Raw genomic sequence first — 11,891 nt, forward strand, 5'->3', positions numbered from 1 at the left:
CCAGCGAGGAGAGACGATGACGTCCACTCGAAAGGCCCTGCGCGCCACGGGCCCGGCCCGGCTCGGACCGGTCCGGCTCGGACTGGCGCTGACCGGGCTCGCGCTGCTCGCCGCGTGCAGCGGTCCCGGCGCGGACACCACCACCGCCACCACGGACACCGGCGCCGCCCAGGCCCCGACCGGCGACCTGCGCGTCGCCGTCATCTCCCACGGCACGGCGGGCGACGCGTTCTGGAACGTGGTGAAGAACGGCGCCACGGACGCGGGCAAGCAGCTCGGCGTGACGGTCGACTACAACTCCGACGGCGACCCCGGCCGCCAGTCGACGCTGATCGACAACGCGGTGTCGCAGAAGGTCGGCGGGATCGTGGTGTCGATGGCGAACCCGGACGCGCTGAAGACGTCGATCGAGAACGCGGTCAAGGCGGGCATCCCGGTCATCACGATCAACTCGGGCTCGGACAAGAGCGCGTCGTTCGGCGCGATGGCGCACGTCGGCCAGGAGGAGAGCGTCGCGGGCGAGGAAGCGGGCCGCAAGCTCAAGGAAGCGGGCAAGACCAAGCTGCTGTGCGTGATCCACGAGGCGGGCAACGTCGGCCTCAACCAGCGCTGCGACGGCGCGCGCACCGGGTTCGGCGGCACCGTCACCAACCTCCAGGTGGACATCAACAACCCGACCGACGTGGAGTCCCGGATCAAGGGCGCGTTGCAGACCGACCCGTCGATGGACGCGGTGCTCGCGCTGAACCCCCAGGTCGCGGTGTCCTCGGTGAACGCGGTCAAGGGCGCGGCGGCGAAGGCGTCGGTGGCGACGTTCGACCTCAACGCGGACGTGACGGCCGCGATCAAGGCCGGTGACGTGCTGTTCGCCGTGGACCAGCAGCAGTACGAGCAGGGCTACCTGCCGATCGTGATGCTGAAGCTGTACCGCGACAACGCGAACACCGTCGGGGGCGGCAAGCCCGTCCTCACCGGACCCGGTTTCGTCGACAAGTCCAATGTGGACAAGGTGGCCGAGTACGCCGCCCGCGGCACCCGCTGAGGAGGACGGCGGTGACTCCAGCGCCCGGCACCCCGGCACCCGAAGCCCCAGCGTCCGCGACCGCGCCGCCGGACGAGCGGGTCGGCTCGCCGCGCCCGCTCGACCGGCTGGTCGTCCGACCCGAGATCGGCTCGCTGCTCGGCGCCCTGCTGGTGTTCGTGTTCTTCTCGGTGGCGACCGAGCGGTTCCTGAGCACCGGCGGGGTGGCGACCTGGCTGGACGACGCGTCCACGCTCGGCATCATGGCGGTCGCGGTGGCGCTGCTCATGATCGGCGGCGAGTTCGACCTGTCGGCCGGCGTGATGACCGCGTCGACGGCGCTGGTCACCGCCATCCTCGCCACCCGGCTCGGCTGGAACGTGTGGCTCGCGCTGCTCGTGTCGCTGGCGTTCGCGCTGGCGGTCGGCGCGCTGAACGGGTGGCTGGTGATGCGCACCGGGCTGCCCAGCTTCATCGTGACGCTGGGGACGTTCCTCGCGCTGCAGGGCCTCAACCTCGGCGTGACGCGGCTCGTCACCGGGACCGTGCAGGTGTCCGGGATGCGGTCCGCGGACGGCTACTCGTCGGCCGGGTACCTGTTCGCCTCGACGTTCACCATCGGCGGCACGTCGTTCTTCGTGTCGATCCTGTGGTGGGTCGTGGTCACGGTGGTCGCGGCGACCGTGCTGGTGCGCACGCGGTTCGGCAACTGGATCTTCGCGGTGGGCGGCGCGGCGGTGTCGTCGCGGGCGGTCGGTGTGCCCGTGGTGCGGACCAAGGTGCTGCTGTTCATGACGACGGCCGGCGCGGCGTGGCTGGTCGGGTCGATCAACATCCTGCGGTTCACGAGCGTGCAGGCCAACCAGGGCATCGGGCTGGAGTTCCAGTACATCATCGCGGCCGTCATCGGCGGGTGCCTGCTGACCGGCGGGTTCGGCTCGGCGGTCGGGGCGGCGATCGGCGCGCTGATCTTCGGCATGGCCCGGCAGGGCATCGTCTACGCGAACTGGAACTCCGACTGGTTCCAGCTGTTCCTCGGCGTGATGCTGCTGGCGGCCGTGCTCGTCAACAACGCGCTGCGGCGGCGGGCGGAGAGGGTGCGGCGATGAGTTCACTCCTCGAGGTGCGCGGGGTCGGCAAGAAGTACGGCAGCGTGATCGCCCTGCGGGACGTGTCGACGGTCGTCAACGCGGGCGAGGTGACGTGCGTGCTCGGCGACAACGGCGCCGGCAAGTCCACGTTGATCAAGGTGCTGGCCGGGGTGCACCAGCACGACGAGGGCGAGTTCCTGGTCAACGGCGCGCCGGTCCGGTTCTCGTCGCCGCGCGAGGCCCTCGACGAGGGCATCGCCACCGTCTACCAGGACCTGGCCGTGGTGCCGCTGATGAGCGTGTGGCGGAACTTCTTCCTCGGCTCGGAGCCGACGGTCGGGTTCGGGCCGTTCCGGTTCCTGGACCGGCGGCGCGGCCGCGAGGTGACGCGCTCGGCGCTGGCCGGCATGGGCATCGACCTGCGGGACGTGGAGCAGCCGGTCGGCACGCTGTCCGGCGGCGAGCGGCAGTGCGTGGCGATCGCGCGGGCCGTGCACTTCGGCGCGAAGGTGCTGATCCTGGACGAGCCGACGGCCGCGCTGGGCGTGAAGCAGGCCGGCGTGGTGCTGAAGTACGTGGCGCAGGCCCGCGACCGCGGGCTCGGCGTCGTGCTGATCACGCACAACCCGCACCACGCGTACCCGGTCGGCGACCGGTTCCTCCTGCTCAAGCGGGGCCGGGCGCTGGGGACGTACGACAAGTCCGGCATCACGCTGGAGGAGCTGACCAGGCAGATGGCCGGCGGCGCCGAGCTGGACGCCCTGGCGCACGAGCTGCGCGGTGTGGACGGATGACAGCCGAGGGGTTCGACACCGACGTGCCCGCCGTGGAGGTGTTGGCGGTCGGCCGGGTCGGGGTGGACCTCTACCCCGAGCAGAGCGGCGTGCCGCTGGCCGAGGTGCGCACGTTCGCGAAGTCCCTCGGCGGCACGGCGACGAACGTGGCCGTGGCGGCGGCCCGGCTCGGCCGGCGGGCGGCGGTGCTGACCAAGGTCGGCCCGGACGGGTTCGGGCCGTACGTGCGCTCGGCGCTGGAGTCGTTCGGGGTGTCGTCGCGGTTCGTCGGCACCGCGCCGGACCTCCAGACCCCCGTGGTGTTCTGCGCGCTCGACCCGCCGGAGGACCCGCCGCTCCTGTTCTACCGCGCTCCCCTTGCGCCCGACCTGTCGCTGACGGACGACGACGTGCCGTGGGACCTGGTGACGACCGTGCCGCTGCTGTGGGTGACCGGGACGGGCGTCTCGGCGTCACCGGCCCGGGAGACCCAGCGCCGCGTCCTGGAACGCCGGGCACGGCGGACGCACACCGTCCTCGACCTCGACCACCGGCCGATGTTCTGGCCGGACGTGCCGACCGCGCGCCGGGAGATCGGTTGGATGCTCGACCACGTCACGGTCGCCGTGGGCAACCGGGCCGAGGTGGAGGTGGCGGTCGGCACGGCCGACCCGGACGCGGCCGCCGCCCGCCTGCTGGCGCGCGGCGTGGAGCTGGCGGTGGTGAAGAAGGGCGCCGAGGGCGTCCTGTTCGCGACGGCCGCCGGCTCGTGGACCGTGCCGCCGCACCCGGTGGACGTGGTCTGCGGCCTCGGCGCGGGTGACGCGTTCGGCGGCGCCCTGGCCCACGGCCTGCTGGCCGGCTGGGAGCCCGAGCGCACCGCCCGCTACGCCAACGTCGCCGGCGCCCTGGTCGCGGGCCGGCTGGCGTGCGCCGACGCCATGCCCACCCCGAGCGAGATCGAGGACCGCCTGTGACGTCGCCGCCGAGGGTGATCACGGACGAGCGGTGGTCGGCGCTGCTGGACACCAGGGCGACCGACCCGTCCGCCGTCCGCCGCGCGTACCAGGCCCGCGAGCGCCGGACCCGGCTGCTGTCCGAGCAGGGCACCCTGTTCCTGGTGGCGGCCGACCACCCGGCCCGCGGCGCGCTGGGCGTCGGCAGCGACCCGCTGGCCATGGCCGACCGCCGGTCCCTGCTGGACCGGCTGCTCACGGCGCTCGCGAACCCGGCGGTGGACGGGGTGCTCGGCACGCCGGACGTGATCGAGGAGCTGCTGCTGCTCGACGGCCTGCACGGGAAGGTCGTCATCGGCTCGATGAACCGCGGCGGCCTGGTCGGCGCGGACTGGGAGATCGACGACCGGTTCACCGCCTACGACCCCACCGCGATCGCGGGCAGCGGCCTGGACGGCGGCAAGATGCTGCTCCGGCTGGTGGACTCCGACCCCGGCACCGTGCCCACGTTGGAGAGCTGCGCGGCGGCCGTGTCGGCGCTGGCCGAGCGCGGCCTGATGGCGATGGTCGAGCCGCTGCCGTACGCGCGGGACGAGGCGGGCGACTTGGTGCTGCGCAAGGACGCCGCCGCGATGGCGCGGGCCGGGAGCGTCGCGGCCGGCCTCGGCGTGACGTCGGCGTTCACGTGGCTGAAGCTGCCGCCGTCGTCGGACGAGGTGCTGGACGCGACGACGTTGCCGGCGCTGGTGCTGGGCGGCGTGCCGTCCGCGCGGCTGAGCGACGACCTGGCGTCGTGGGGCCGGTCCCTGCGCCACCCGACCGTGCGGGGCCTGGTCGTGGGCCGGGCCCTGCTCTACCCGCCGGACGGCGACGTCGCCGCCGCGGTCGAGGCCGCCGCCGAGGTGCTGCGCGCGGCGAAGGGGGTTGAGGCATGAGCTGGCACCGGCCGCTGGGCACGTTGTCGCACGGGGAGAACGCCGTCGAGCTGACGCCCGACGCGGCGGGGTGGGAGTACGCGGGGTTGCGCGTGGTCCTCCTGCACGCCGGCGGGGAGGCGACGTTCGACACCGGCGAGCACGAGGCGTTCGTGCTGCCGCTGTCGGGCGGGTGCGCGGTCGAGGTCGACGGGGAGCGGTTCGAGCTGGCGGGCCGGGACTCCGTGTTCACCCGCGTGACCGACTTCGCGTACGTGCCGCGGGACGCGCGCGTGCGCTTGTCCACAAAGGACGGTGTCGAGGTGGCGCTGCCGACGGCCCGGTGCGAGCGCAGGCTGACGCCCAGGTACGGCCCGGCGGAGGACGTCCCGGTCGAGGTCAGGGGCGCGGGCAACGCCACCCGCCAGGTCACCAACTTCGGCGTGCCGGGCGTCTGGGACCACGCCGACCGGCTCATCGCGTGCGAGCTGATCACCCCGGACGGCAACTGGTCGTCCTACCCGCCGCACAAGCACGACCACACGTGCGACGTCGTCAACGAGGAGGTCTACTACTTCCGCATCGCCGGCCGCGACCAGGTCACGCCGTCGCGGGAGGGCTTCGGCCTGCACCGCACCTACACCGACGACGGCGAGGTCGACGAGGACGTGGTGGTCCGCGACGGCGACGTCTTCCTGATCCCCCGCGGCTACCACGGCCCGTGCGTCGCGGCGCCCGGCTACCCCATGTACTACCTGAACGTGCTGGCCGGGCCCGGTGACGAGCGGTCGATGGCGTTCTGCGACGACCCCGCGCACACCTGGGTCCGGGACACCTGGCCGGGGCAGCGGCTCGACCCGCGCTGTCCCGTCACGACCGCCGGAGGACGGGTGGGATGAGGCTCACGACGGCGCAGGCGCTGGTCCGCTGGCTGCTCGCGCAACGCACCGAACTGCCCGACGGCGCCGAGGGGCCGCTGTTCCCCGGCGTGTTCGCGATCTTCGGCCACGGCAACGTCCTCGGCCTCGGCAACGCGCTCGAAGAGGCGCGGGAGGAGCTGCCGGTCTGGCGCGGCCACAACGAGCAGGGCATGGCGCTGGCCGCGGTCGGCATCGCCAAGGCCACCCACCGCCGCCAGGTCGGCGTCGCCACGTCGTCCATCGGTCCGGGCGCGCTGAACATGGTCACCGCCGCCGGAGTCGCGCACGCCAACCGGCTGCCGCTGCTCCTGCTGCCCGGCGACACGTTCGCCAACCGCGCGCCCGACCCGGTGTTGCAGCAGGTCGAGCACTTCGGCGACCCGACGACGACGGTCAACGACGCGTTCCGGGCGGTCAGCCGGTACTTCGACCGGATCACCCGGCCCGAGCAGCTGCTCAACACCCTGCCGCAGGTGACGCGCGTGCTCACCGACCCGGCCGACTGCGGACCGGCGGTGCTCGCGCTGCCGCAGGACGTGCAGGCCGAGTCGTTCGACTTCCCCGAGGCGCTGTTCGCCCCGGTGGTCCACCGCCCGACGCGTCCCCGCCCGGACACCCGCGCCCTCGCGTCGGCCGCCGACGTCCTCCGCGGGGCCCGCAGGCCGTTGCTGGTCCTCGGCGGCGGCGTCCGGTACTCCCGCGCCGCCGGCCGCGCGATCCGCTTCGCCGAGCGGCACGCGATCCCGGTCACCGAGACGACGGCGGGCCGCACGCTCGTCCCGCACGACCACCCGCTGCACGCCGGGCCGCTCGGCATCACCGGCTCCACCTCGGCGAACGCCATGGCCGCCGAGGCCGACGTGGTGCTGGCCGTCGGCACCCGCCTGCAGGACTTCACCACGGCGTCGTGGACGGTGTTCGCGCCGGGCGTCCGGCTCGTCTCGCTCAACGCCGCCCGGTTCGACGCCGTCAAGCACGGCGCGCTGTCGGTGGTCGCGGACGCCGACGAGGGCCTGCGCGAGCTGACCGACGAGCTGGGCGCGTGGCGGGCCGGCGAGGCGTGGGCCGCGCGGGCGGCGGAGGAACGGGCGAAGTGGGACGGGTACGTCGACGGGCTGCGCGCGCCATCGGGCACGCCGACGTACGCGCAGGTGGTGGGCGCGGTCAACGACCTGTCCGGGTCGGCCGACTACGTGCTCACGGCGTCGGGCGGACTGCCGGGCGAGCTGATCGGCGGCTGGCGCGCGGTCGGCGAGGCGACCATGGACGTCGAGTACGGCTTCTCGTGCATGGGCTACGAGCTGGCCGGCGCGTGGGGCGCGGCGATCGCCCGGCCGGACGGCGTGGTGACCTCGCTGCTCGGCGACGGTTCCTACCTGATGCTGAACTCCGAGCTGTTCTCGGCGGCGTTCGCCGGGCACGGCTTCGTGGCGGTGGTGTGCGACAACGACGGCTACGCCGTCATCCACCGGTTGCAGACCGGCCAGGGCGGCGCCGGGTTCAACAACCTGTACGACGACGTGCGGACCGCGCACGCCCGACCGCCGCGCACCGATTTCGCCGCGCACGCCGCCGCGATGGGATGCGCGGCGTTCCCGGTGGACGACCTGGGCGGTTTTCGCGACGCCTACCGCAAAGCCCGCGAGGTGGCGAAGACCGAACACCGCCCGGCCGTGGTCGTGATTCGCACTCACCCGTCCGCGTGGACCGACGCGGGCGCGTGGTGGGAAGTCGGCGTGCCGGAAGTCGCGCACCGCCCCGGAATCACGGCCGCGCACGACGACGTGGCCGCCGGTAAAGCGAAGCAGATCCGCTATCTCTGACGGCGCCTCGGGTTTTCAGCCCTTGGCGTCCGGGTCGCGGTGGTGGACCGGGCCGTAGTGTGAACCGCGCTGGTCGTTGCGGTCGAAGTTCTGGATCATCCCGGCGTTCTGGGTCGTCACGCGGGCGTTGCGCCCGGCCTGGACCACGGTCGACGCGCCGGTCGCCACCGCGTGCTGGTTCACCGTCGACGGCCCGCGGTCGACCGGCGCGGCGGGCACCGCGGCCGGCGCCTCCGCGAGCGACGCGGCCGGCACGTCGGCGGGTGCGTCGTCCAGCACCAGCGCGTGCACGTCGCCGCCGGGGAGCCACATCCACGCGTGGCCGTGGAACGCCTTCACCCGCACCTCGACGCGCCGGAAGTCCTCCACCCGCAGCGTGGTGTACCCGGCCGCGACCAGCGACGTGAACACCAGGTCGGACAGCACCACGACCAGGTCGGCGTTTGGCGACTGCTCCAGCGCCGCGTGCGCGGGCTCGCTGTTGAGCAGCCTGCTGACCAGCACGGCGTCCTGGCCGGGGACGCCGTTCGCGCCCTCGACGGTGGTGCCGAAGTGGATCGCCATCCGCAGCCGGAGGCGGGCGTGCGGCAGCCGGTACTCGTTGGTCGCGGCCAGCTCGGCGTTCAGCGCCCGCACGTACCGGTCCACGACGTCGTTCTCGCGCGTGGCGGGCGGCAGCACGGCCCACTCCTCGTCGCCCTTGGCCTGCCGCCGCCAGGCGGAGCGGTCCAGGCCGGCGGCCTCGCCCGCCCGGTCGAGGCTGCGCACCAGCTGGTCCTGCAGGTCGCGCTGGAGCCGGTCGTCGGCCGACCCGTAGCTCCTCAGGTCACAACACACCAGCAGACCGCGCTGGAAGCTCATGGGTTCGGCCTTTCGACGGATGGGGAACCGCACACAGTCACTGTGGAGTACGACATCGGCGCGAAAACCGCAGAACGGCGGTCTCGCGCTCAGAACCCCGCGAATTTGCGCAGATTCGCCAGATCGGGCACCAGCACGTCACGCCTCAGGTGACTGACCACCACCCCCGCTTTGCGCAGATCGGAGAACGCCTTCTCGGCCGTTCTGGGCTTCATCCCGGCGATCGAGGCGAGTTCCACCTTGGTCAGGGGAATTCCCAACGTCCAGCCGTGGGCCTCTTCGCGCCCGTACGTCTGCACCAATTCGGCCAGCACCCTGGCCACCCGTTCGGCCGCCGGGTGGGACAGGAAATCCCGCCGGCGCTGGTTCGCCCAGCGCAGCCGGTCGTTGATCATCCCTATCAATTCGACGAACACGTCGTTGCGCCGGTGCAGGAAGCCCATCAGCTCACCGCTCGTGATGAGCTTCGCGACCACGTCGCCGCACGTCACGACGGTGGCGGAGCGCGGCTTCTGGTCCAGCGCCGCCATCTCGCCGACGAGGTCGCCCGCGACCCGGATCGCGAGCAGCGCCGTGTCGCCGGTTTCGTCGGTCGTCTGCACCTTGACCACGCCGTCGAGCAGGAGTAGGACGTGAGTGTCCTTCGCATCCTGTTCTATGACCTCGCGGTCGGCCGCGTACCGCACGACCGTGCCGATGTTCAACAGCTCTTGTCGGGTGTTGTCTCGGAGTCGACCCAGGAGGCTGTTGCTGGGCCACCCTGGATCCGGGGTCATCGTGGACGGCATGGGCAGCATGTGGATCCTGTTACTGTCGTGGCCGGCGGGAACTTCCCATGAGCCGACCGGCATCGGGCGGCAAGTGATGGTCTCCCCGAACGTGCTGCGGACAGTACACCCGAATGGGCGTAACTGGGGCCCACTTGTTCGGCGTTTTGCGCACCGCCTCCCCACTGAAGATCACGTGCGAATGCGCGCGCAATACCGAATCGAATGGAATTCCCCAGCTCCCGCGACGTGGGACGGGTCTCGACGGGGAACAAGCGGTCCGGTCCGGGCCTTGAACCCGGTGACCCGACCGGGGTCTCGCAGACGTACCCGAACACACCGAGGAGACCTGTGTGAGCATGCTGTTCACCCCGCTGGACCTCCGCGCCGTCACCCTGCCCAACCGCATCGCGGTCAGCCCGATGTGCCAGTACTCCGCGCGGGACGGCCACCCGGACGAGTGGCACCTCGTGCACCTCGGCTCGCGCGCGGTCGGCGGCGCGGGCCTCGTGCTCACCGAGGCGACCGCCGTGCAGGCCGTCGGCCGCATCTCGCCCGAGGACACGGGCCTGTGGGACGACGCCCACGTCGCGTCGTGGCGGCCGATCGTGGACTTCATCCACGCCCGCGGCGCCGTCGCCGGCGTCCAGCTCGCCCACGCCGGCCGCAAGGCGTCGACCTACGCGCCGTTCGCCTCGCGCAGCGGCGGGGTCGCGGACGCCGACGGCGGCTGGACGCCCGTCGCGCCGAGCGCCGAGGCGTTCCACGAGAGCTACCGGACGCCGGTCGAGCTGGACGTCGAGGGCATCGCGGGGGTCGTCGCCGACTTCGCCGCCGCGGCGAGGCGCGCGGTCGAGGCCGGGTTCCGGGTGGTCGAGGTCCACGCGGCGCACGGCTACCTCCTGCACGAGTTCCTCTCGCCGCTCAGCAACCACCGCGCCGACGCCTACGGCGGCTCCCTGGAGAACCGCACCCGGCTGGCCCGCGAGGTCACCGCCGCCGTCCGCGAAGCCGTCGGCGAGGACGTGCCGGTGTTCGTGCGCATCTCCGCGACCGACTGGGTCGAGGGCGGCTGGACGCCTGAGGACAGCGTCGTGCTCGCGCGCGACCTCGCCGACGCGGGTGCGGACCTGATCGACGTGTCCACCGGCGGCAACGTGCCCGCGGCGGACATCCCGGTCGGCCCCGGCTACCAGGTGCCGTTCGCCGAGACCGTGCGACGGAAGGCCGACGTGCCCACCGGGGCCGTCGGCATGATCACCGACGCCCGGCAGGCAGAACAACTCCTCGCCGACGGCTCAGCCGACCTGGTGCTGCTGGGGCGGGCGTCGCTGCGCGACCCCTACTGGCCGTTGCACGCGGCACGGCAGTTGGGGGTGCAGGTCAACCCGCCTCAGCAGTACGCCAGGGCGTTGTAGGGCCCGCTGCAAAGGTTGGGCTGCCGGTGGTGAAACCGGCAGCCCAACCTCAGCAGCGGGTGTGATTCGTCAGCGACGGTAGTCGTCGTAATCGTCGTCCGACGGGTCGTCGAAGCGTTCTTCGCTCCGGCGACCAGCAGCGGACTCGCCGCCGGACAGCTCGCGTTGCAAGGCGTCGACGTCGATGTTGTGAGAGCTGTATTTGAGCTCCCGCGCCACCTTGGTCTGCTTGGCCTTCGCTCGGCCGCGCCCCATGGCTCGACCCCCTCGCACAGGGACGGGGGCGGCCGGGGGAACGGCGGCCCCACTCGTCTCGACAACTAGTTCCTGGTAACTACCGTACCGTGTCGAAGGGGTTCCCCGCGACGCGGTAGGCGTGACACGTGCCGCCAAATCTCAGCATGGGAGGATGCGCGGGTGCCTCGACCGTTCGTCGCCTACCTCAGGGTGTACGAACCGCTGTCGGCTCTTGACGCACCGTTGGCCGATCAGGTGCGAAAAGCCCTGGACAACGGGGTGTTGAGCCGTGCGGACGTCGGCGAGCGCGAACGGGAGCTGTGGTTGCGATCACAGCTGGCCCGGCCGCCTCGCCTCCTGCCCGGTGAGCGGTCGGACGGCAGCGTCGCACCCGACGCGCCGTTCGACGTGATGACCATCAGCCCCGCCGAGGTCCCGGGCGAGGTGGGCCCCGGCCCCCTGGTGTGCCCGCTGGACCTCCGAGCCCGCTCGGCCGCCGCCCTGGTCGGCTTCCTCGCCACGTCCACCGGACCCCTGCGGGACGAGGCCGTGTCCGTGGAGGCCGAGGCGATCCGCTCCCGCGCGTCGGCGGTGATGGCGGAGCTGACCGGCGGGGCGGTGCACGTCATCTCGACCACGTGGACGGTGCCGCTGCCGTGGTTCGCCCTGGTCGAGCCGGAGGCCCGGCGGATCGTGCTGGCGCCGCGGGAGGACCCGGAGCGCCAGGTGTCCTGGCGGGTGTCCATGGCGGACGCCCGGCAGCGCGTGGCGCGGGCGCACCGCGTGGTGTCCGCGTCCCTGGGCGAGGCGGGCCCGGCGAAGGTGCTCGCCGACACCGGCCGCTGGCTCGACCACTTCGCGCCGGGCTCGGCGGTGGAGCTGGACTACGGCGGTCTCGTGCAGCTCATCGACGACCAGGACCTCCTCGAGGACAGCTCGGCGGCGGACGTCAACGCGATCGTGGACGCCCTCGAAGCCGGTGACGCCGAGGAGGTCGCGGTCCGGTACGAGCGGCTACGGGAGTTCTGGGGCGAGCTGGCGCGCCGCGAACGGCACGGCTAGCAGCACGCGGGCGCCCGCGGCCGCCGCGGCGGCCAGGAGCAGGGCGCC

The 11,891-nt window shown here is 72.8% G+C and carries 12 protein-coding genes; 9 read left to right on the forward strand and 3 right to left on the reverse strand.

Features of this window, described 5'->3' with window-relative positions; all coding sequences use genetic code 11:
* The first annotated feature begins 16 nt into the window (after positions 1-16).
* The 7 genes from ACFQ3T_RS16365 to iolD are packed head-to-tail and all read left to right on the forward strand — an operon-like array spanning position 17 to position 7,498.
* Positions 17-1,042: a sugar ABC transporter substrate-binding protein gene (locus ACFQ3T_RS16365; RefSeq protein ID WP_380724125.1), complete on the forward strand. Its 1,026-nt coding sequence runs from the start codon at positions 17-19 to the stop codon at positions 1,040-1,042.
* Between the two features lie 11 nt (positions 1,043-1,053).
* Positions 1,054-2,130: an ABC transporter permease gene (locus ACFQ3T_RS16370; RefSeq protein WP_380724126.1), complete on the forward strand. Its 1,077-nt coding sequence runs from the start codon at positions 1,054-1,056 to the stop codon at positions 2,128-2,130.
* The gene (locus ACFQ3T_RS16375; protein ID WP_380724127.1) at positions 2,127-2,906 is read left to right on the forward strand and encodes an ATP-binding cassette domain-containing protein; all 780 of its coding nucleotides are present in this window, start codon (positions 2,127-2,129) and stop codon (positions 2,904-2,906) included. The genes ACFQ3T_RS16370 and ACFQ3T_RS16375 overlap by 4 nt, the downstream gene beginning before the upstream one ends.
* Entirely contained in the window at positions 2,903-3,862 is a 960-nt protein-coding gene (gene iolC / locus ACFQ3T_RS16380) for a 5-dehydro-2-deoxygluconokinase (RefSeq protein WP_380724128.1), read from the forward strand. Before ACFQ3T_RS16375 ends, iolC begins: the two co-directional genes overlap by 4 nt.
* Positions 3,863-3,876: 14 nt before the next feature.
* On the forward strand, positions 3,877-4,776 hold the full coding sequence (locus ACFQ3T_RS16385) for a Cgl0159 family (beta/alpha)8-fold protein (protein WP_447009993.1): 900 nt from the start codon (positions 3,877-3,879) through the stop codon (positions 4,774-4,776).
* A complete protein-coding gene (iolB, locus tag ACFQ3T_RS16390; RefSeq protein ID WP_380724130.1) occupies positions 4,773-5,654 on the forward strand; it encodes a 5-deoxy-glucuronate isomerase in 882 nt (293 codons plus the stop codon). Before ACFQ3T_RS16385 ends, iolB begins: the two co-directional genes overlap by 4 nt.
* Positions 5,651-7,498, forward strand: coding sequence for a 3D-(3,5/4)-trihydroxycyclohexane-1,2-dione acylhydrolase (decyclizing) (gene iolD, locus ACFQ3T_RS16395; RefSeq protein WP_380724131.1), 1,848 nt, complete (start codon positions 5,651-5,653; stop codon positions 7,496-7,498). Before iolB ends, iolD begins: the two co-directional genes overlap by 4 nt.
* Positions 7,499-7,513: 15 nt before the next feature.
* On the opposite strand, the gene ACFQ3T_RS16400 is transcribed toward iolD, so the two are convergent.
* On the reverse strand, positions 7,514-8,359 hold the full coding sequence (locus ACFQ3T_RS16400; RefSeq protein ID WP_380724132.1) for a hypothetical protein: 846 nt from the start codon (positions 8,357-8,359) through the stop codon (positions 7,514-7,516).
* An 89-nt stretch (positions 8,360-8,448) separates the two neighbouring features.
* Positions 8,449-9,063, reverse strand: a complete 615-nt coding sequence (locus ACFQ3T_RS16405) for a Crp/Fnr family transcriptional regulator (RefSeq protein ID WP_380724133.1) — start codon at positions 9,061-9,063, stop codon at positions 8,449-8,451.
* A gap of 422 nt (positions 9,064-9,485) precedes the next feature.
* Here ACFQ3T_RS16405 and ACFQ3T_RS16410 point away from each other — a divergent pair, with 422 nt between their 5' ends.
* A complete protein-coding gene (locus tag ACFQ3T_RS16410) occupies positions 9,486-10,544 on the forward strand; it encodes an NADH:flavin oxidoreductase/NADH oxidase (protein ID WP_447009992.1) in 1,059 nt (352 codons plus the stop codon).
* Positions 10,545-10,613: 69 nt separating this feature from the next.
* On the opposite strand, the gene ACFQ3T_RS16415 is transcribed toward ACFQ3T_RS16410, so the two are convergent.
* Positions 10,614-10,799 carry a DUF3073 domain-containing protein gene (locus tag ACFQ3T_RS16415; protein ID WP_073886125.1) on the reverse strand — a complete coding sequence of 62 codons (186 nt, stop codon included), beginning with the start codon at positions 10,797-10,799 and terminating at the stop codon, positions 10,614-10,616.
* Positions 10,800-10,961: 162 nt separating this feature from the next.
* Here ACFQ3T_RS16415 and ACFQ3T_RS16420 point away from each other — a divergent pair, with 162 nt between their 5' ends.
* Positions 10,962-11,843 carry a hypothetical protein gene (locus tag ACFQ3T_RS16420; RefSeq protein WP_380724135.1) on the forward strand — a complete coding sequence of 294 codons (882 nt, stop codon included), beginning with the start codon at positions 10,962-10,964 and terminating at the stop codon, positions 11,841-11,843.
* Positions 11,844-11,891: the final 48 nt, after the last annotated feature.

The sequence above is a fragment of the Saccharothrix hoggarensis genome (assembly GCF_042678885.1).
In the GTDB taxonomy this organism is placed as follows: domain Bacteria; phylum Actinomycetota; class Actinomycetes; order Mycobacteriales; family Pseudonocardiaceae; genus Actinosynnema; species Actinosynnema hoggarensis.